This is a genomic window from Methylomonas sp. 11b, assembly GCF_000515215.1.
Taxonomy (GTDB): Bacteria; Pseudomonadota; Gammaproteobacteria; order Methylococcales; family Methylomonadaceae; genus Methylomonas.
In genome coordinates this window covers 3099101-3118305 of the sequence record NZ_KI911557.1, presented here as the reverse complement: position 1 = coordinate 3118305, position 19205 = coordinate 3099101, and the positions used below count along the sequence as shown (strand labels likewise).

18 protein-coding genes are annotated in these 19205 nt (G+C 54.3%); 10 read left to right on the top strand and 8 right to left on the bottom strand.

Annotated elements, in window-relative coordinates:
- Window positions 1-278 precede the first annotated feature (278 nt).
- Together METH11B_RS0115025 and METH11B_RS0115020 are read right to left on the bottom strand one after the other, a co-directional pair.
- On the bottom strand, window positions 279-1505 hold the full coding sequence (locus METH11B_RS0115025) for an RNA polymerase sigma factor (protein ID WP_026602719.1): 1227 nt from the start codon (window positions 1503-1505) through the stop codon (window positions 279-281).
- 6 nt (window positions 1506-1511) lie between these two features.
- Window positions 1512-1994, bottom strand: a complete 483-nt coding sequence (locus METH11B_RS0115020; RefSeq protein ID WP_197026966.1) for a MarR family winged helix-turn-helix transcriptional regulator — start codon at window positions 1992-1994, stop codon at window positions 1512-1514.
- Window positions 1995-2065: 71 nt separating this feature from the next.
- Between METH11B_RS0115020 and METH11B_RS0115015 the strand changes: the two genes are divergently transcribed.
- Window positions 2066-3226 (top strand): aminotransferase-like domain-containing protein, encoded by a 1161-nt coding sequence (locus METH11B_RS0115015; protein ID WP_026602717.1) that lies wholly within the window; start codon window positions 2066-2068, stop codon window positions 3224-3226.
- Between the two features lies 1 nt (window position 3227).
- Here METH11B_RS0115015 and METH11B_RS0115010 read toward each other — a convergent pair whose 3' ends face one another.
- Window positions 3228-4034, bottom strand: coding sequence for a helix-turn-helix domain-containing protein (locus METH11B_RS0115010; RefSeq protein ID WP_026602716.1), 807 nt, complete (start codon window positions 4032-4034; stop codon window positions 3228-3230).
- 127 nt (window positions 4035-4161) lie between these two features.
- On the opposite strand from METH11B_RS0115010, the gene METH11B_RS0115005 reads away from it, so the two are divergent.
- From METH11B_RS0115005 to METH11B_RS0114985, 5 genes are all read left to right on the top strand, one after another.
- The gene (locus tag METH11B_RS0115005) at window positions 4162-4632 is read left to right on the top strand and encodes a hypothetical protein (protein WP_026602715.1); all 471 of its coding nucleotides are present in this window, start codon (window positions 4162-4164) and stop codon (window positions 4630-4632) included.
- 106 nt (window positions 4633-4738) lie between these two features.
- Window positions 4739-5143, top strand: coding sequence for an MbcA/ParS/Xre antitoxin family protein (locus METH11B_RS0115000; protein WP_026602714.1), 405 nt, complete (start codon window positions 4739-4741; stop codon window positions 5141-5143).
- Window positions 5143-5841, top strand: coding sequence for an RES family NAD+ phosphorylase (locus tag METH11B_RS0114995; RefSeq protein WP_026602713.1), 699 nt, complete (start codon window positions 5143-5145; stop codon window positions 5839-5841). Before METH11B_RS0115000 ends, METH11B_RS0114995 begins: the two co-directional genes overlap by 1 nt.
- 9 nt (window positions 5842-5850) lie before the next feature.
- Complete coding sequence (locus METH11B_RS0114990) at window positions 5851-6327, top strand: MEKHLA domain-containing protein (protein ID WP_026602712.1); 477 nt, start codon at window positions 5851-5853, stop codon at window positions 6325-6327.
- 40 nt (window positions 6328-6367) lie between these two features.
- Entirely contained in the window at window positions 6368-6844 is a 477-nt protein-coding gene (locus METH11B_RS0114985) for a CreA family protein (RefSeq protein WP_026602711.1), read from the top strand.
- A gap of 14 nt (window positions 6845-6858) precedes the next feature.
- Here METH11B_RS0114985 and METH11B_RS0114980 read toward each other — a convergent pair whose 3' ends face one another.
- From METH11B_RS0114980 to METH11B_RS0114955, 5 genes are all read right to left on the bottom strand, one after another.
- The gene (locus METH11B_RS0114980) at window positions 6859-8787 is read right to left on the bottom strand and encodes an ATP-binding protein (RefSeq protein WP_026602710.1); all 1929 of its coding nucleotides are present in this window, start codon (window positions 8785-8787) and stop codon (window positions 6859-6861) included.
- Window positions 8784-9293 carry a YfiR family protein gene (locus METH11B_RS0114975; RefSeq protein WP_026602709.1) on the bottom strand — a complete coding sequence of 170 codons (510 nt, stop codon included), beginning with the start codon at window positions 9291-9293 and terminating at the stop codon, window positions 8784-8786. Before METH11B_RS0114975 ends, METH11B_RS0114980 begins: the two co-directional genes overlap by 4 nt.
- 17 nt (window positions 9294-9310) lie before the next feature.
- On the bottom strand, window positions 9311-11338 hold the full coding sequence (locus METH11B_RS0114970; RefSeq protein ID WP_026602708.1) for a TonB-dependent receptor plug domain-containing protein: 2028 nt from the start codon (window positions 11336-11338) through the stop codon (window positions 9311-9313).
- Between the two features lie 286 nt (window positions 11339-11624).
- A complete protein-coding gene (locus METH11B_RS0114960; RefSeq protein WP_026602707.1) occupies window positions 11625-12473 on the bottom strand; it encodes an aldo/keto reductase family protein in 849 nt (282 codons plus the stop codon).
- Window positions 12474-12627: 154 nt separating this feature from the next.
- Window positions 12628-13140 carry a hypothetical protein gene (locus METH11B_RS0114955; RefSeq protein WP_026602706.1) on the bottom strand — a complete coding sequence of 171 codons (513 nt, stop codon included), beginning with the start codon at window positions 13138-13140 and terminating at the stop codon, window positions 12628-12630.
- 903 nt (window positions 13141-14043) lie between these two features.
- Between METH11B_RS0114955 and ltrA the strand changes: the two genes are divergently transcribed.
- From ltrA to METH11B_RS0114930, 4 genes are all read left to right on the top strand, one after another.
- A complete protein-coding gene (gene ltrA / locus METH11B_RS0114945) occupies window positions 14044-15333 on the top strand; it encodes a group II intron reverse transcriptase/maturase (protein ID WP_026602705.1) in 1290 nt (429 codons plus the stop codon).
- Window positions 15334-15714: 381 nt separating this feature from the next.
- A complete protein-coding gene (locus tag METH11B_RS0114940; RefSeq protein WP_026602704.1) occupies window positions 15715-18204 on the top strand; it encodes a hypothetical protein in 2490 nt (829 codons plus the stop codon).
- Window positions 18205-18210: 6 nt separating this feature from the next.
- A complete protein-coding gene (locus METH11B_RS0114935) occupies window positions 18211-18546 on the top strand; it encodes a J domain-containing protein (RefSeq protein WP_020484094.1) in 336 nt (111 codons plus the stop codon).
- Window positions 18543-19193, top strand: a complete 651-nt coding sequence (locus METH11B_RS0114930; RefSeq protein ID WP_026602703.1) for a nucleotide exchange factor GrpE — start codon at window positions 18543-18545, stop codon at window positions 19191-19193. The genes METH11B_RS0114935 and METH11B_RS0114930 overlap by 4 nt, the downstream gene beginning before the upstream one ends.
- Window positions 19194-19205: the final 12 nt, after the last annotated feature.

The following is a 19205-nucleotide window of genomic DNA, read 5'->3' as shown; positions in this document are numbered from 1 at the left end:
GCCAGCTTCTTTTAATTGCCGATGTGGGTTTGATGGCCGGCAGGCCTACGCCCTCGATTCCACTAACGCTGCATCGAGGCTACAATGGCCCGACTTCAATCGACGCAATTTCATGGCGGATGGCACCTTTTTAAGTAAGGGGGCTTTGGCCGAACTTGCTCTATCAGAATGGCGCGGCGCGAAACTTTTCATTTGTTGTGTCAGAAAGTGGGTATGGCGCGTGACTAAAACAATGAAATAACACTTTAAAATCAAGCGCCCATGTTTCACTAATGGTGTCACTCGACACGGATTTCCCGCAATCTTCGCGCCAAAAAGCGCCGTTCCGGTTCCTGGCGTGTCAAAGTCAGGGCTTGCTCGTAAGCTGCGATCGCTTCGTCGGTTCTTCCCAGACGCCGGAACAAGTCAGCCCGCGCCGCGTGCGCCAGGTGATAATCGCTAAGGTCACCGTTCTGTAAAATCGCATCGATCAAAGCCAGCCCGGCCGCCGGTCCATCCCGCATTGCTATCGCCACGGCCCGGTTTAATTCGATCACCGGCGAAGCATCAATACGTAATAAGACTTCATAGAGCGCGACGATTTGCGGCCAATCCGTCGCGGCGGCATGGCTGGCGTTGGCATGCACTGCAGCGATGGCGGCTTGCACGGCGTACTGGCCATAGCGCTGTGATACCACGGCCCGCTGCACCAGTGCCGAGCCTTCCGCGATGCGTTCCCTGTCCCACAAACTGCGGTCTTGGTCGTCCAACAAAATCAGTTCGCCGTCGGCGCCGGTTCTGGCGGCGCGGCGGGATTCGTGCAGCAGCATCAACGCCAATAAGCCTTGGGCTTCCGGCTCCGGTAGTAATTCGACCAGTAAGCGTCCCAAGCGTATCGCTTCTTCCGATAAATCGTGCCGGGTTAGCGCGTTGCCGGACGAAGCGGAGTAGCCTTCGTTGAACACCAGATAAATTACCCGTAACACCGAATCGAGGCGTTGTGGGAGTTCTAATGGCGATGGCACCTGATAGGGGATGCGGGCGTCGCGGATCTTGGTTTTGGCGCGGACGATGCGTTGCGCCAGCGTCGGTGTCGGCGTCAGGAAGGCGCGGGCGATTTCCTCGGTCGCCAGGCCGCAAACTTCGCGTAGCGTCAATGCGACTTGGGCATCCGGGGACAGCGCTGGATGGCAACAGGTAAAGATCAGCCGCAGGCGGTCGTCTTCCAGGCCTTCGTCATCGGTGTCGTCCGTTTCGCTGGACGGATCGGCCAAAGTATCGGCATCTTCCAGCACGTCGAAGCGGGCTTGCCGGCGCATACCATCAATGGCCTTGAAGCGGCCGGCCGAGACCAGCCAGGCGCGCGGATTGGCCGGTACGCCGTCGCGCGGCCATTGTTCGAGCGCAGCCCGAAACGCATCGTGGAGCGCTTCCTCGGCCACATCGAAATCGCCGAGCAGTCGGATCAAGGTTGCCAGTACGTGGCGAGATTCGCTTTGGTAGATGGCGTCGATTCTCTCGCGCATCGCTGGTCAACCTTGTGCATTCAAGCTACGCATCACTTGATGCCAGCCGGCTTCGGCCTTGGCGCCGACATGTGTGAATACCGTTTGCAGCTGTTGCATTTGCGTGCCGGTCAGTTGTGCTTCCAATTCCGCGCCGGCCGGCGTTAAGCTGAGTTCGCGGACCCGCTTATCGTGCATGGCGGTGTCTATCATGACCAACTGCATGTCCATTAACTGCCGCAGCGGCGCGTTCAAGGCTTGTTTGCTGACGCTGAGCATGGCCAATAACGCGTTCACGGAAATCCGCGGATTGCGGCCGACGAAATACAAGATCCGGTGATGCACTCTCCCCAGTCCACGCTCAGCCAGGATGCGGTCTGGCTGTACGGTAAAGGCGCGATAGCCGAAGTAAAACTGTTCGATAGCCAAGCGCAACGCGGCTTCGCGCATGTCCGGCGTCTGTGTTGCATCAAGGGAAGGATTATTGATGTGAGTTAATTGGTCAAGCATGTTGACATTATAGGCAGGGAGCTATTAGCATGGCTATAGGTCAACTTTATTGACATTTATCAGCGCTCGCCATGAACTCATTTTTACTGCAACATCCTATCCGCTTTTCCACTCGTACCCAAGACCTGCATCCGTCGCCGATCCGCGAAATCCTGGCTGTTGTCGACCGACCCGGCATGATTTCCTTTGCCGGCGGCTTACCATCGTTGGAAAGTTTTCCGCAATTCAACCTGCAAGCCATGCCGCAGCACATGCTGCAATACGGCGCCAGCGAAGGCGAAGCGGAATTGCGCGAGCGGATTGCCGAAGACATGCAAAGCCTGGGCGTCGAATGTTCGGCTGAACAAGTGTTGATCTTGTCAGGGTCGCAGCAAGGCATCGATTTGGTCGCCAAGTTATTCATCGATCCCGGCACGCCGGTAGCCGTGGAAGCGCCAACTTATCTGGCGGCATTGCAGGTGTTTCGCTTTTTCGGCGCCCGTTTTGTGTCTTACGATGCCGGTGATCCCGGTCTGGATACTTTTAAGCGGGAAAAGCCGGCGTTTGCCTATGCGATACCCACGTTTCAGAACCCCAGCGGCCGCTGCCTGGATGCATCGGAACGTGCCGCCTTGGCCGCTGCCTGCGATGCAGCGAATATTCCTTTGTTCGAGGACGACCCTTACCGCGATCTGGTATACGACGACTGCGAGCGCACGCCGGTGTGTGCTCTGTTGCGGCACGCGCCGTGGATTTACCAGGGATCGTTTTCGAAAAGTCTGGCGCCGGGCTTGCGCCTGGGCTATCTGGTGGCGTCGCCGGAATTAATGCCTTTTTTGACCCGGCTGAAGCAGGCTGCCGATTTACACAGCAATCGCATCAGCCAATGGTTGGTGCTGCAACAGCTGAACGATCAAGATCGCAGCCAGCAGCTAGTGGAACTGGCCGGACATTATCGCCAGCGCCGCGATGCGTTTGAAGCCGCGCTACGCCGGCATTTTTCCGATCTGGCCGTTTGGCAAACGCCGCCCGGTGGCTTATTTTTCTGGCTGACGCTGAACCGTCAAATCGACACTCGCAAACTGTTGCCCAAGGCTATCGAAGCCGGCGTGGCCTTCATGCCCGGCGAACCTTTCCTACCGATGGATGTGCAGGCCTGCGGCCAGCTGCGTCTGAATTTCAGTCACGCCGACGCTGGACAGGCCGAGCTGGGCTTACGGATTTTGGCAGGTCTGGTTAGAGAGGTTGCTTGAGTTAGCGTTGCAGCCGCGCCAAATTATGCAGGCCTACGGTGGGCGCGGCGCCGAAGGTCTTACGAAATTCGTGGCTGAAATGGGCGGAATCGGAAAACCCGCTGGAATGGGCGGCGGTCGTGAAGTTGTGGCCCTTGATCACTTGTTGTATGGCCTGTCGCATTCTGTTCCAGCTGCGATAACGGCGAAACGGCACGCCGATCTGCTGGCTGAACAGATGTTGTAGCCGGGACGCGGATAACCCCACGTTTGCGGCCAGCGTAATCACCGAAGTCAGGTCGTCGCCTTGCGTGAATAAAAATTCGACGATTTGGCTGATGCGTGGGTCTAAGCTGTCGGCTTGAGACCGGCGTTTCGAAAAATCCAGCAAATCGGCTAAGGGCTGCGCGCTCCAATGCGGATCGTAACGAGCCTCGTACAGATCGCGCATGAAGGCGATTTCACCGCCGTAACCCACCAAAGCGCCGTTGACCGAGCGGGTGTTGCGGGTCAAGGGCAGTAGTGCTTCGACGCCGGCAATGGTCGGTTCGATGTAAAACACCGCCAGCGGATCGCCGCCCACATCCAGCTCGTGCCACACACCGGCCGGAATCACCGCAGTACGGCAAGACAGCCAATCGCTACCCGCTATTTTCAAACGAAACTTGCCATACAGTCCGGCCAGAAACACCGGGGCACCGTGTTGATGGTTGGCGTTGTAATACAGCGGGCCGCAAAAAAACGTGCGGCCGTCGCTGATGTCCCACAGCGCGTCGAACGGATTGGCGATTACCGCAGCACGTTCATACAAGCGAGAGGTATCGGTCATTGTTTATGCTCCTTGTGGCGTCCGGCCAGTCTAGTCAACGCGCTTGCGCTTGGCAACGGGGTTCGGGCGTTTGCCCTTGGCGGCATTCGATAACCTGGACTAAGTCCCTTTTAAAACGAGGATAAACATGAGCAATCAAAAATTTCCACCCGAACCCATGGCAAACGTCTTTTTGCTGGCGTTTGCGATATTGTGTCTGGCGATAGCCTTGAGCATTGCCTGGGTGTTAGGCATCACGCTGTTTTTTCCCGACGGTGTGCTGGCCGGTCATCTGGTCGAGCGCGCCGACATCATCCGCGCCCACATCGATTACTTGATGATGGCCCAGTTTCTGTTCATTTTCTTTTTATTGTTTCGACAGTATGCGGTCACGCCGCCGATATGGGTGGTGAGCGCCTGTTGCTTTGGGGCGTTTTTCAACCCGTTGTCATTTTTATTGAGAGGCTTGGCGGCGAAGCCAGATGCCACGGCTTTACCGGTCGAACCGCACTTCCCGATTCAGGCCGGCATCAGTTTTACATTGACGACGGTCGGTTTTCTAACCGCGACGATTTTGGTGGCTAGGGCGGCCTGGCTATCGAGATTGGATCGACACTGATGCAAAACTATCGTTAGCTCATGGGGGATGGCCCAAGGCTAGGTTGACAAAGTCCACAAATAGACTTATTTTAAAATAAAGTTTAGATAAGTTGTTTGGAGGGTTTATGTTGTCAACCGCTCATGCGCAATTACCCGCCGATAGCGCCATGGTGGCGGGCGCAGCTTTGCGTACCTTTTTCAATATCGCCGACATCTGGCGGCTGAATGTCGAACAGGCCATGGTGTTGCTGGGATTGGATTCGCGCAGCACTTATTTTAAATGGAAGAAAAACCCGGAAAGCGCCAGTCTTAACGCCGATAAACTGGAAAGGCTGTCTTATATCTTTGGGATTTACAAAGCCTTGCAGATTTTACTGCCCAAAGCCGAAGCGGCGGACGGCTGGTTGCACCAAGCCAATCAGGCCGCGCTGTTTTCCGGGCAAACCGCGTTGCAACGCATGCTGTCCGGCCGAGTGGCGGATTTATATGTGGTGCGCCAGTATCTGGATGCGCAGTGCGGTTGGGCCTAATGTTGCCTGCCAAAATCAGTCGGATAGACTGGCGACCCTGCTGGCGCTTGGTGCCCAGCCGGTTTCCGCCGGCAGGTTTGTTCGACAGAGTCGCAGACCCGGCTGACCTGGACGTGGTGTTTGCCATCGAAGCGCTGACTAACGACCGTTTGCGCGACGAAGCCGGTGAAATCAGCTTAGTCGCCGCGGCGGACCGGATTGCAGGGCCGGGGACTACGCCCATCATGGCGGCGTTCACTCACCTCAATCCAGAAGGCAGCCGGTTTTGCGACGGCAGTTATGGCGTGTATTACGCCGCCAAGGACATCGATACCGCGATAGCTGAGACCTGTTTTCATCGCAGCCGGTTTCTGGCTGCGACCCAACAGGCACCGATTGACATCGACATGCGCAGTTATGCATCAGATTTGAATGCCGATTTGCACGACATTCGCGGCCGGCAAACCGAATTGCCGGAAATTTACGATGCCGACACCGGCAATTATGCTGCCGCGCAGGCTTTGGCCCGGCAGTTGCGAGCGGACGGCGCGGACGGGATCGTCTATTCCAGCGTGCGGGCGGTGGGCGGCGAATGTGTGGCGGTGTTTAAACCGCGCTTGCTGGCGCCGGTCAAACAAGGCGCGCATTATTGTTATGTGTGGGACGGCCGGCAAATCAGCGCGGTTTATAAAAAAGAACTTTACCATCCCGGTGTGTAACGGATAGCCATGCTTGATTTGCCAGCACCCAGCCGGGAAAACGATTTTTACGAAACCCATATCCAATTGTTAGTGGACAGCTATCGGCGTTTATTGGGTAGACCGCTATTAGAAGAATCTTCAGCTTTGTCGCTTGGTCAGCAAGCCTATCAAGCTGATTTTGTTTTGCTGTCGCATAACACCGACGCCGATCCTGTATTCAATTACGCCAACCAAACCGCGCAGAATTTATTCGAGCTACCTTGGCCGGAATTCATCGGCATGCCTTCGCGTTTCTCGGCGGAACCGGTGAACCGCGAGGAGCGCGAACGTTTGCTGAATCAAGTCGCCAGCCAGGGTTATATCGACCATTATTCCGGGGTGCGTATCGCCAAATCCGGCAAGCGCTTTTTGATCGAGCGGGCTGTGGTGTGGAATGTTTATGATAGCGCGCAACGCTATGTCGGTCAGGCGGCTTGTTTTAGCGACTGGCGCTTGTTACCCTGAGCCCGTCCATTCCGATCAACTCATTGTCTGCGAGAAATTTATGCTGAAAACATCCTTAAAACGTGGCGGCCGCTTATGCTGCGGCTTGTTGCTGACACTGGCCGGCGTGGCGCAGGCCGATGAAGTGGGTTGCGTGACCACCGCGTGGAAACTGATCGGCGCCAATCACAAGGTTTGCGTTGATGTGTTCGAAGATCCGAAAATCCCCAATGTGATTTGCCATATCAGTCAAGCGAGATCCGGCGGGATTTCCGGCGGCTTGGGTCTGTCGGAAGATCCGTCGGAATTTTCCTTGGCTTGCCGGCAAATCGGCCCGATCACATTGCCGGCTAAACTGGGCTCCGAAGAAACCGTGTTTTCGGAAAGCACCTCGCTGTTTTTCAAGTCCACCAACATTACCCGTTTGTGGGATGCCAAGCACAACACCCTGGTTTATCTGGCGATTAGCCGGCGAGTGATCGAAGGCGCGCCGGCCAATAGCGTATCGACTGTGCCGATTATGCCGTGGGGTAGATAGGGCGTTGATTAACGCTACCCGATGTCCAAAGGCTGGTCGGCAACGGGTTTAATCCATTTCAATAAGGCCTCGTAAAGCGTGGCCGGCAGAATCGGTTTGCCGATGAAGTCGTTCATGCCAGCCGCCAGGCAGTGTTGATGATCGCCGTGCATCACGTTGGCGGTCATCGCAATGATCGGCAGGTCGCGGCAAGCCGGGATTTGCCGCAACAGCCGGGTCGCTTGATAGCCGTCCATGACCGGCATCTGTACATCCATCAGCACGCAGTCGTAGTCGTTATGCCGTAACTTATCTAAGGCCAGTTCGCCGTTTTCGGCAATATCCACCTGTAATTGCGCTTGTTCCAACAGCTCGATGGCGACGATGCGATTGATTTCGTTATCTTCCACCAGCAACACCCGTCGCCCATGCAGTCGCGCCAATTTACCGATGTCTAAGCTGGCGTGGTGACGGCGAATTTGGAAATTGCGGATGGTGTTAAGATCGGTAGCCCCCAGCAGCACGTTAAAGGTAAAGGTGGAACCTATGCCGGGTTCGCTGCTGACTTCTATACTGCCGTCCATCTGCTCTATCAATTGTTTAGAGATGATCAAGCCCAAGCCGGTGCCGCCGTAGTTGCGGGTTACGCTGCTGTCGCCTTGGCTAAAGGCCTGGAACAGCTTGGTTTGCTGTTCGGCGGTGATGCCGATGCCGGTGTCGCTGATCGCAAATTGCAGACGCACCGAGTGAGCGTCGCGGCTGATTTCGCTGAAGCTGACCACTACCTCGCCGTGTTCGGTAAACTTGATGGCGTTGCCGATCAGATTAATTAAAACCTGCCGCAGCCGTTGCGGGTCGCCGATTACCGCATGATACTCCGGCCCGGCCGGCGGCCTGATGAGTTGAATCCCCTTGTTGGCGCTCAGTTGCAGCATCGTGGAAAACACATGCTCCAGCATTTCTTCCAGCAAAAAAGGGATGGTCTCCATCTGCATCTTGCCGGCTTCCATTTTGGAGAAATCCAGAATGTCGCCGATCAGCGTCATCAAGGAATGCGCGGACGACTCCACCCGTTTCAGATACTCGCGCTGTTTAAAGCTCAGTTCGCTATTCAGGCACAGTTCCACCAAGCCGACAATTGCGTTCATCGGCGTGCGAATTTCATGGCTCATATTGGCTAGAAACTGGCCCTTGGCCTGATTGGCGGACTCCGCATCCCGTTTGGCAAGCTCAAGCTCCTGCGTGCGGCTTCGCACCTGGCTTTCCAAATCGGTCTCGTGCGCCTGGATTTGTGCCAGCATATTATTAAAGGCTTCGGCCAAATCGCTGATTTCGTCGTTACCGGAATAATCCGAGCGCCGGCTGTAATCGTGATCTTTTTCAATTTGCCGCGCGGTATTGGCCAATTTCAACAACGGGCCTAAAAACGAACGCTGCAAGCGCTGCACATACAAGGCCACTACACTCAAGGCGATCAAGATAATACCGGTGTTAATCAGGGTATTGAACAGCAAGGAGTGGTAGGAGCGTTTCAGATCGGCAACCAAGGTAATGTGGCCGACAATCTGTTTATTTTTATGCAAAATCGGCTGCGTGATCTGCCGAGTTTTCGACAGCCAGGTTGGCCACCAGCCATGCCAATTGGTGGCGGGTTTTTCATAACGGACCAGCGTGACGCCGCTGGGGGTTTGGATTTGCCCGGCGATGATGTCCGGATCGTGGGCCAGCGCGTCCAGTACTTCCTGGGCGGTTTGATTATCGTCGAACAACAAGGCAAAACTGCTGTTTTGGCCGATCATATTGGCGGTCAAGGTCAGTTTCTGGCCGATGGTCTGCTGTAAAGCCGAATATTCGCGAATCGACAGCGATACCGTCGCCACCATCAGGCTTAACATGACCATCACTCGCAGGATTTTACCGAGCTTGCGGCTGATGGAAATGCGAGGATCTGTTGACGCTGTCATTCTATTATTTCGGCCATCCGCAGTAATTTCGAACTCAGCTTTAAATCGGCTGATTTCACCGCCGCTAAATTTACCACCAGTTTTAACCTGTTGTCGCGTAACGTAAATTGCACCATACCCCCGTGGTTAGCGAAGTTTTCTACGTCGCCGACCAACAACACATGATGTTGTCTAGCTTGCTCGGTCAAAACCGGCGTTAACCCGGCCAAGTCGCTTAGAAATAAGATGCTGCATTGGGCGATGTCGGGGGCGTCGGCTAGATTGACATGAACCGCACTGCCGTTGATTTGCTGGCCTTCCAACACCGGCAGATAGGCGCGTAACAAGCTGTGACCGTGCAAACAAATCGTCACCGGCTTGGTCGTCGGCCATTGCGCCAATTCTGCAAAATGGAACAAATAGGCAGTCTTTAATTGAAACTCGCGGCTTTGGCTATTTTCCTCCGCGTGCGCGAAACCGGCGAACCAAACGCAGACACTGAGTAGCAAAAGGGTGTGCAGACGCATTGGCGCAATCAACCGTCTTAAAAATGCCAGGATATTTGCGCCAGATAGCCGCGTTGAATCTGGCTGGCGACCGGTATGTAAAGCACGTCGCTGAATTCAGGATGTTGATCATCCAGCAGATTTTGCCCGCTTATCGATAACTCCAGATTTTTGTGCGGATGCCAGCCCAGCCGCAAGTCCAGTGAGATATAGGCCGGAATGCTGCGTCTATCGATATACAGTTCATCGACGTACCGTGCCCAGGCATCCAGTTCGATTTCGCTGGTCAGGTTGTACAAAGAGCGCAGCGAAACATTGTGTTGCGGATTGAAATGTTCTTCGGTGAGCGGATCGCGAAACCAGGGCTGGTTTTTATCGTAATTGACCGAGAATTGGTTGGCGCTGTAAGACGCTTGCAGGCGCCAATCGTGGTTTACCCGATAATTGACAGCCAATTCCAGGCCGTAACTGTCCACCTGCCGGTAATTGGCCACGGTGGCCTGCTTGATATTGCCGAATATCGGGTCGTTATAGGTGACGCCTGTGAATTTGGTGCCTTGCATCCGGTCGTAGATGTTGTAAAACAAGGCGCTATCGACATCCAGATTATTGGAGATTTGCCAGCGCCAACCCAATTCGTAGGCCAGCAGATTTTCGGTCAGCATGTCCGGATTGGCTTTGGCTTCGAAAAAACGGTTGGTGTTCGGGATTTGTTTGAACAAACGAATGCTGTGTTGGGCCCGATTCGGCAACACCACGGCTCGCGACACCGCCGCCCACACGCTGTGTTGTTTGTTGGGCGTCCACAGTAGCCGGGCGTTGGGTTCGGTTTCCCAGCCGGTGAAGGTGAAATGCTCCACCCGGTTGCCCAGCGTCAGGGTCAGATCGTCGGTCAAGCCGATTTGATCTTGTAGAAACACGCCGACATTATATTGAGTGAGTTGATTCGGCTCGAAACCCAGGGTGAGCGTATTGTCGAAACTATCGTCGATGTTTTGGTAATTCAAACCCCACATCAGCTTATGGTTTTCGATGGCCGGCAGGGTGTGTTGAAAATCCAGATCGTAATGCGAGCGGCTCATCCGATTCACCGCCAATTGCCATTCGGTTTGGGTAAACGCCATATTCAGTCGCCAGTCGTGGCCGCTGTCGGTGCGATGAGACCAATTGCCCTGCAAACTGCCGGTCACGCCGTCCCGACCAAAGTCGTCGTTTTGCCACAGCGGTGCTGTCGTTGAGGTTTTACCGATATAGTAGCCGCCCAACCGGTAGCGGGAGACGTTGGCTTCCACCATCAGTTTGTCCTGGGCGCTGAGTTGGCTGTCCAGGCGAAAATTGGCGGTTTCGGTATCGCCGGTGTCGTGGGTGTCTTGCCTGCCGGCCAGATCGATGCTGGCGTCGCGCACCATCGTACTGATCGTGCCGCGCAGAAAGGTGGATTCGGATAATCTCTGGCCGTAACGAATCCCGCCGAAGCCGCGTTCCTCGGTGCCACCGCCGGCATTAAGCAAACCGCCCTGAGTATCGCGAGCCGAACGGGTGATGATGTTGATGGTGCCGTTCACGGCATTCGCGCCCCACAAACTGCCACTGGGGCCGCGCAACACTTCGATGCGTTCTATATCCGGCAGCGACGGATTTTGCTGGCCCCAATAGACCCCGCTGATCAGCGGATCATAAATGCTGCGGCCGTCTATCATCACTTGCAGCTTGTTGGCATATAGATCGTTAAAACCGCGCGCGCTGACCGCCCAATTCCAGGCGTTGATTTTAGCCACATTCATACCAGGCACCATGCGCAGAACTTCCGGCAAGCTGGTGGCGCCGGAGCGGCGGATGTCCTCCGAAGTGATGACGAATGCCGCGGCCGGGCTGTCCTTGACCGTTTGTTCCTGCCGGGCCAGGCTGGATACTTCCAGCTCGGTAAGTTCCTCCCAACTTAGCGGCAGCAATTCGTTGGTCGCTTCGATGTCCGCCGGATTGCCTTGAGCAAGTACGTTCATATGCACCAGGCAAAGCCCGCTGCATAAGTAGGCGAATTTACGCAGGTAACGGTTAATCAGCATGACAATAAGCGTTTGGAGAGGCAAGGTTGCCGCTATTATAAAAGCCTTGACCGTTAACTGGGCAAATCAGTTGATAACATGCCTTATGAATGGAAAGACATTGCAAACTCCCCAACCTGTCTGGGCTTTAGTAAAAGCCCCCTCTCCTCGCGGGAGAGGGCTGGGGTGAGGGGGTGAAAACTAAATAAACTGTTGTTTTATATCTAATAATAACGTTGTCCCTTTTTACGAGATGCTCAGGTGGAAGGGAGTTTGGCTATTGATTCTTAGCGCTGTAGAACCATGCTTAAAGCAAGGCTGCCACTGCTGCGCATTCCGCGCTAGTCAACTCAAACTCGAAAATAGCCAAATCCTCATGGATATGTTCGGCGGATGTGGTGCCGGTTAAAGGCACGATGCCAATCTGCGTTAAATAGCGGAAGAATATTTGCGCCGGGCCGCGCCGGTATTTTTCCGCCAAGGCTTTCACAGCCGAGTCAGCCAGTATTTTGGGGTTGGCCGTCAGCGTCCAAAAGCTCTGATAGACGATTTGCTGTTGCCGGCAAAACGCCCGCAGCTGTTTATCGTAGCCGGTATCGGCATAAAACCGGTTTTGCAACACGGCGGGTTTAACTGTGGCGTTGTCGTACAAAAACTCGAACAAGGCCGGATCGTAGCAATTGCTGATGCCCAGCTGCCGCGCACCGCCGCTTTGCTGGATGGCTTCCAACGCTTGCCAAACTTCGAGCAACTGTCCGCGATCCGCCAGCGGTGAATGCAGCACCAAGCCATCCAGATAATCGGTTTGCAGATTTTTTAACGAAACCTGGAAGGATTGCGCGACTTGTTCGGGCAGACTGGCCTTGGCATCGTAAGGAATGCGCAGCGGATCGTGGCCGTTTAAGGGCGTGAATTTGGTTTGTAAATAAAGATCGGAGCGCTGCAAACCCAATCCGCGGCAAGCGGCCAGCACACCTTCGCCAACCCCGGCCTCGTGATAATGCTTGGGCTGGCAAGCCGTGTCGATACCGCGAAACCCTAGCATTATGGCCTGTTCCACTAATGCGGCGGTCCGCTCCTGCTTCCAGGCCGTCCCGTAAATAATGCCCGGCATACGTACCCCGGCGGCGGAGAGAATAAAGTCGTTGTCACTCATCACAGCTCCAGAAAAAGCCTTGATCTTCGGCGATCGCGGCCTGGGCGTCAATTGTTGGGCGCTTGATATTCGGCTGAGTTCGGCCAGGAGAAGTCATTAGCGCTTTTCAGATAGAGCGGTTTGAATGGTGATGTGTTGGTAGCGGCTTAAATTCCTAAGGCAATAAAAGCGCAACAAGAAACATACCACCTCCAAAGAGTGGAAGCCATGTTTTACACCAACGAAGTAACTTGCTAAGACTGATAATTTTGTTAGAAAACGGCCAAGAATTAGATTTACCGAATGTTTCACTAAACTCTGTATGCCATCTATTAGGATTAGCTTCTGCGTATTTGATACGCTCGTCGTGCCATTCACCAAGTATCTTGCAACCAATCAAATTAATACCAAGTAAAAGGAGGATCAATGCAATTGATCCTTTTGCCCAATGATTTGTAAGGATTTTGTCTACAGAGCCAAATACAGCCCAGTTTGCTGCGATCAGCGCTATTGACAAATTAAAGCTACTATCCGTCAGTCTGCCCGTCCAATAATTATATTCCTCCCGCAATACCTTGAGAGCCTCGTCTGGAGTCGTATATAACATGCCTGTAGGTGGCTGTATCGTGTTTTTGGGCTTTGTTAGTGTGCCTCTAATCCTCCGGATTAGTTGTTTATTTTTATTCATACTTTTATCACTATTCTTATTGCCCAGAAACGCCACATGGTCTCAGCGTTATTTAGTAGGACCTCGAACAGGGCCACGACCGCCGCCGCCGCCATGATCTTTGCTGGGTTGACGTCGAGGCTCACCGGGTGAGGGTACGGGGGGCTTGCTAGGACCTTTACCACCGTCTTGATTTTTGATGTCTACTTCTCTTAATAAGGAAAGCCATTTCTGTATTGGCTTTAGATGTTCTAGGGATCTTTGTTTTATCATTTAAATTCACTCAATAGTTTTAGATGTCAGTCGTTGATCGATATATTGATTTTAACTGAAAAACAGCTGATTATTAATGACTGCTTTCGGACATACTGACTGGCCGGTTAGGGTGTGCGCCGTGCAAAGGCGGCGCTTTACCAGTGGGTGAGAGACCCACCCGGCTAAATCGCTCCGGCCGGAAGCAATCGGAGCAGTCATGGAGGTAACGAAGTGGCTGGAGCCTCCGATGTAAAGAGATCGCTTTAGGCGATTCAGCGAGTGTGCAGGCCGTAATGTGAGTGAACACCGAGCAAGCCTCGAAAAGGTCGATGCGCAGGCCGACCCGACAACCCTTTCGGGGAAGGCTGATACGGCTGGGAAATCGAGCGAAGAGTATTTCCAGTCGCTGCGCCGGGGCAGTGGTGACAGCATGTACACAAGGTAAGCGCACGCAACACGGGAAGCCCTGTGGCGTGGCCAGCGATGACCAACCGGATGCCCGTGAGGGACAGGCCGGGCGCTGCAGGGTGGCGGAGAGGCTTGTAGTACCGAGGAAGCCGGGTAATGCTGGTGGAGGGAAGGTGCCTTAGTTCAAAATCAACGCAATAAGTGGAAAAGGACAGGAGATTGGGCAACCTATCAACTCCGTTAAGCGTTCAGAAACTACAGATGGCGTTACACGCAAAAGCGAAGGCTGAAACTGACTATCGCTTCTATGCGCTGTACGACAAGCTATACCGAGAAGACATCTTGGCGCATGCCTATGCCTGCTGCCGCGCCAACAAGGGTGCACCGGGTGTGGATGGTCAGAGCTTTGCGGATATAGAAGCGTATGGCGTGGAGCGGTGGCTTGGTGAACTGGCGCTTGCGCTCAGAGAGGAAACTTATCGACCAGATCCCATCAGACGAGTCTACATCCCCAAGCCGAATGGCAAACTGAGGCCGCTAGGTCTATCGACGCTACGAGACCGGGTCTGTATGACGGCAGCCATGCTGGTAATAGAACCGATCTTCGAAGCCGATCTGCCGGACGAGCAGTATGCTTACCGTTCGGGCCGCAATGCTCAACAGGCGGTGATCGAGGTGAAGGATCATCTCTATCACGGTCACCCGGATGTCGTCGATGCCGACCTTGCAGATTACTTTGGGACAATACCCCATGCCGAGCTACTCAAGTCGGTAGCACGCCGGATTGTGGATCGGCGTGTGCTGCATCTGATCACGATGTGGCTGGAATGTCCGGTAGAGGAAACCGATAAGCGAGGACGGACGAAGCGCACAACCGAGGCCAAAGATCATCGGTGTGGTATTCCACAGGGATCGCCTATCTCACCGCTGCTGTCGAATTTGTACATGCGACGGTTTGTGCTGGCGTGGAAGAAACTGGGCCTGGAACAGCGGCTCGGCAGTCGGATTGTCACCTATGCCGATGACCTAGTGATCTTGTGCCGACGAGGTAAAGCCGAAGAAGCATTGCAATGGATGCGCAAGGTCATGGGGCAAATCAAGCTGACGGTAAACGAGGATAAAACGCGAGTCTGTAATGTGTTGGAAGATGAGTTCGACTTTCTGGGTTACACATTTGGCCTGCAGTATCGGCCGCAAAACGGTAAGGTCTATTTGGGCTTCCGGCCATCGAAGAAAAGCATCAGGCGCATGGTCGAAAAGATCCATGCCTTGACGGCCTATTCAATGGCGTGGCATGACACCACGTTGCTGATCTATAAATTGAATCGCATGCTACGCGGTTGGGCAAACTATTTTAAGGTAGGAACCTTCAATCGCGCCTATCGTGCGCTGGATAATTACACGGCAGCGCGGTTGCGTCGGTGGTTACGCAACAAGTATAAGGTAAGAAAGCGATCAGGCGGAGGCTATCCACTTCCGTACCTCTATCAGACTCTTGGTTTGATACGCCTAAGCCGCTTGGGGTGTGACGAACCGTGGGCGAACGCGTGATATTTTGTCCGAGAGCCGGATGCGGGAAATCTGCCAGTCCGGTTCGATGAGCGGGGTGTGGAAACGGGGTTAAGGCAAGGCTATTAGGACACCGTCAAACGAAAGGGACGGCAACAGCAAGCCAAATCTAATGCTACCGCGCCACATCTCGACTCTACCGATTTTGTTGGTTCGGTTCTGAAAGAAGTCAGTTCGGCACATAGCCGGTTCACAAGGTCTTCCCCTTAACATCCAATAGCTCGTGAACATCTATGGTTCACGAGTAGCCAATCAAGAAAATTCGGATCGAATGGAATTCTGGGTAAGAAAGCTTAAGAGGTGGTATATCCCGGTGCTGTTTTATAATGCCTTTTTGAAGTATCGGCTAATCCCGAAACAGCCATGAAAAAAATCATCCAGAAAATTTCCGCCGCGATCTCCGAATCGACCTTACCGGAAAAAGCCAGGGCGCACTATGCCGCCGGGCGCTATAAGGAGGCGAGCGATTTATTCAAGGAATTGTTAAAACAATCGAACGACGCCGAAACCCAACGTTGCTTGGCCGATTGCTATTTGCAAAGAGCCTGGGCGATGGCCGGCAAGGGCATGTTCAAGGAAGCCTGCGTGCTTTGGGAGAATTACGCGGCTCAGGCGCAAATGCCGCTGCAAGCACAGCATGTTTACGTGCTATGGCTGATGGCCGGCAAAAACGAGCGCAAAGCCTATGCGGCGCTGGATGGCTTCAACGCGCGGCAGTTGGATGAAGAGTTTCCGACGCTTTCGGTATATCTGGGAGCGTTGCTTGTTTCCGGTAGTACCGAACTATTGCCGCATTTGCCCAAGGATTCCGCCCTGCTCAAACATTGGGAATGGGTAGTCGCAGCGCTCGCGGCATATCGTAACGGCGAGCGGGAACGTGGCGAGCAGGCTCTGAAACAACTGCCGTTCCGTTCGGCGTTTCGCGATTTGCGTACCCTGCTGAAAGCGCAACTGCTGGCTGTTGCGGACAACGAGCAAGCGCCGGCTCTGTTAGCCAAGATCCCCGACGAATCGCCCTATCAACCGCTGGCTAAGGCCTGCTTGGCTTACCGACAATCCGGCGCGGACTTCGTCGCCAGCTTGTCGGGCCTGGAGCACAATCAACGCCGCATCGTTGCTCAGGCCAAAGGTCTCAGCGTCCGCCAAGCTCAGTTACTGGAAACGCTGATCAAGCACAGCGGCGAGTTGGACGCCAAAACTCGCTTTAATCTGGTTTTGCAATATCGCGACGTATTCGGCGTCGATGCCGCGCAAGCCTATTGCTTGGGAGCGCTGGCCGAGTATCCGGGCGGCGAAAAAGACTACTTCAAACACTTCGCCAGCAAGGACCCGTTCGAGGAAAACCGCGTGCAGGCCTTATTGCACGAGCAAGCCGAAAACAGCTACGACGCCGGTTTTTTTTGGCAGCGCTGCATCGATATACTGAAACAAGACCGGCCGGCCAACGACCGAAAAATTGCGTTGATCCTCAGGCATATGGCCGACAAGGCCTATTCCGCCGAAGCGGCGGCTATGTTGGCCGACGGCCTGGAATACGACCCGGACGACCGGCAAAGTTACCTGAAGCTGCTAACGATTTATCAGGAACAGCGGCCAAACATGGCTCAGTACGCATACTGGTTGGAGCGCGGTCTGCAACGTTTCCCCAACGATAGCGATTTGCTGGTGCGGGCGGCCAAATCCGCTGCGGCCAGAAAAGCCTTTAAAAAAGCTGCGGCGTATGCCAAAGCTTTGTTGCAGATCGATCCAGTGAATACTTTGGCTAAACACTTGTTGTTTGCGAATCACATGGCCCATGCCCGCCGCTTGGTGAAAGCCGAGAAATTTCATTTAGTGGAAAAGGAAATTCAAGCGGCCGAACAATTGACCATCGATAAAAGTCTGCGCCGCCAGGCTGAACTGTTGCGCGGTTTTTACCTGTGGCAGGCCGAGGACAAAGCCCAGGGCTTGCAACGTATCGTCGATACTTTGGCTACTTTGCATGACGATCCGGTCAACATGCATTTTCAGGCGCAGATCGAAGCCGGTCTATTGGAGCTGCCGACGCAGGGGATTAGCCGCGCGCTGCCGGCGTTTAAGGACTATCTGCTGTCAGCCCCGCAATTGCAGCGGCTGATCGCGTCGCTCGATTATTACGATGAGCAATTGGACGATAGAAGCTTGTTGTTCAAAGCCTTGGATAAAGTCAAAGCGCCGCTGAAAAAGTCGGTGGAATGGCTGTTGGAGCACGAAGCGTTATTGTTATCCTGGTGCCAGGCTTTGGAGGCCATCGGTCATTTCGAGCTATTGAAGCACTGCGCCAAAGCAGCTCAGGCCCGCCGGCACGCGCCAGCCTGGATGTATTACCGGACGTTGGCCGAATGCCAAGGCGATGCCAGCCACTTGGACTTCATGAGCTTATACCGCTTGAAAATCGCCTTGGAAGACGCGCGGGTGGATAACGACAATAAGACTGCCGGGTTGATCGAGCGCCTGCTTGAGCGGGCCAGCGGCGCTCCCGAGCCGCTCGAAGATGAAGCTGAGGACTTCGACCAGCCGCCCATCAGCGACGATCCGATAGAGGATTTGTTCGGCCCCATTCCGGATGCCATGTTCAAGCGCATCGAAAAGAAAATCGAGGAAATCATACGCAAGCGCGGCCCCGATTTTTTCACCGCCCAAATTATGCGTGAATATGGCGAACAGCTCGGCCAGCAACGGCTGGCGATCTTGTTTATGAACCAGGATTTCCTTTGGTCGGTGGCTATACTCGCCGGCGCGGAGGAACTTAAGATCGAGATCGGCGTCGGTTTCGACGACATCCTCGCGCGTTTCGAGCATAACTCCCCGCAATATTCATTGCCTTTCAATTGAGTACCGATGATTTCACCGTACCGTATTCTGGGTGTGTCCGAACAGGCCGCCGACGCCGACATCAAACAAGCCTATTTGCAGCGGGTCAAGGACAATCCGCCCGACCGCGATCCCGCGCGCTTTCGGCAGATTCAAGATGCCTACGATGCGATCAAGGACGAAGACTGCCGCCTGCGCCACGCACTATTTCATGTTCCCAGCGTCCAATTCGATGCGCTGCTAGAGCAAGCCTTTAGCCGAGACGATGCCATTGGGCCGATGGCTGCGGACGACTTTTTAAAACTGTTGAGCACGATTTCCATCGAAAAACCGCTCGCCAAACTCGCTAAAACGCCATCATGACCACGGAAACCCCGCAAGACGAATTGCTGGCAGCCTTGCAGCACTATCTACAGGAAACCGATTTTGCCCATTTGACCTCGGTCGACCAACCGGATTTGACCGCGTTATTCAGCGATCTGGCCGGCCTGAAAACCGAAGTCAAGGCCGAGTCGCGGCAATTCAAGGCCACGCTGGACAGCTTGAGCGATGCCGTCGAAACCTTGAAAGCCGACAACCAAGCTCTGGCTGGCGAACTGGCGAAAGCCAACGAACGCCTGCAACAACAACGCCGAGACGTCGAGCGGGCTATGCTGCTGGAATGGCTGGATATTTACGACCGGCTCGATGCCGGCTATCGGGCCTTGCAAAATTATCGGCCGGTCGATGGTTTGTTCCGGCATTCCAAACAGCAGGACGTGCGCTTCGTCGCCAGCATTGGCGAAGGCCAGGAAATCACCTTGAAGCGCCTGGAACAAATGCTGCAACGCCGGTGGGTGTTTGCCATCGATTGCGTCGGAAAGCCGTTCGATGCGCAAACGATGACGACCATCGCCGTCGGCAACGATCCTACGCAGGAAAACGCCGTCGTTCTCGAAGAACTGCGCAAGGGCTTTTTAATCGAAGATCAGGTACTGCGTTTGGCGGAAGTCAAGGTCAATAAACTTTAAGTATTCAGGGAA

Coding starts and splice junctions, on each gene's coding strand:
- METH11B_RS0114990 (WP_026602712.1), top strand. CDS start 5,851: ATGCTTGATTTGCCAGCACCCAGCCGGGAAAACGATTTTTACGAAACC.
- ltrA (WP_026602705.1), top strand. CDS start 14,044: ATGGCGTTACACGCAAAAGCGAAGGCTGAAACTGACTATCGCTTCTAT.
- METH11B_RS0114995 (WP_026602713.1), top strand. CDS start 5,143: ATGTTGCCTGCCAAAATCAGTCGGATAGACTGGCGACCCTGCTGGCGC.
- METH11B_RS0114985 (WP_026602711.1), top strand. CDS start 6,368: ATGCTGAAAACATCCTTAAAACGTGGCGGCCGCTTATGCTGCGGCTTG.
- METH11B_RS0114955 (WP_026602706.1), bottom strand. CDS start 13,140: ATGAATAAAAATAAACAACTAATCCGGAGGATTAGAGGCACACTAACA.
- METH11B_RS0114940 (WP_026602704.1), top strand. CDS start 15,715: ATGAAAAAAATCATCCAGAAAATTTCCGCCGCGATCTCCGAATCGACC.
- METH11B_RS0115015 (WP_026602717.1), top strand. CDS start 2,066: ATGAACTCATTTTTACTGCAACATCCTATCCGCTTTTCCACTCGTACC.
- METH11B_RS0115000 (WP_026602714.1), top strand. CDS start 4,739: ATGTTGTCAACCGCTCATGCGCAATTACCCGCCGATAGCGCCATGGTG.
- METH11B_RS0114970 (WP_026602708.1), bottom strand. CDS start 11,338: ATGCTGATTAACCGTTACCTGCGTAAATTCGCCTACTTATGCAGCGGG.
- METH11B_RS0114935 (WP_020484094.1), top strand. CDS start 18,211: ATGATTTCACCGTACCGTATTCTGGGTGTGTCCGAACAGGCCGCCGAC.
- METH11B_RS0115025 (WP_026602719.1), bottom strand. CDS start 1,505: ATGCGCGAGAGAATCGACGCCATCTACCAAAGCGAATCTCGCCACGTA.
- METH11B_RS0115010 (WP_026602716.1), bottom strand. CDS start 4,034: ATGACCGATACCTCTCGCTTGTATGAACGTGCTGCGGTAATCGCCAAT.
- METH11B_RS0114980 (WP_026602710.1), bottom strand. CDS start 8,787: ATGACAGCGTCAACAGATCCTCGCATTTCCATCAGCCGCAAGCTCGGT.
- METH11B_RS0114930 (WP_026602703.1), top strand. CDS start 18,543: ATGACCACGGAAACCCCGCAAGACGAATTGCTGGCAGCCTTGCAGCAC.
- METH11B_RS0114960 (WP_026602707.1), bottom strand. CDS start 12,473: ATGAGTGACAACGACTTTATTCTCTCCGCCGCCGGGGTACGTATGCCG.
- METH11B_RS0114975 (WP_026602709.1), bottom strand. CDS start 9,293: ATGCGTCTGCACACCCTTTTGCTACTCAGTGTCTGCGTTTGGTTCGCC.
- METH11B_RS0115020 (WP_197026966.1), bottom strand. CDS start 1,994: ATGCTTGACCAATTAACTCACATCAATAATCCTTCCCTTGATGCAACA.
- METH11B_RS0115005 (WP_026602715.1), top strand. CDS start 4,162: ATGAGCAATCAAAAATTTCCACCCGAACCCATGGCAAACGTCTTTTTG.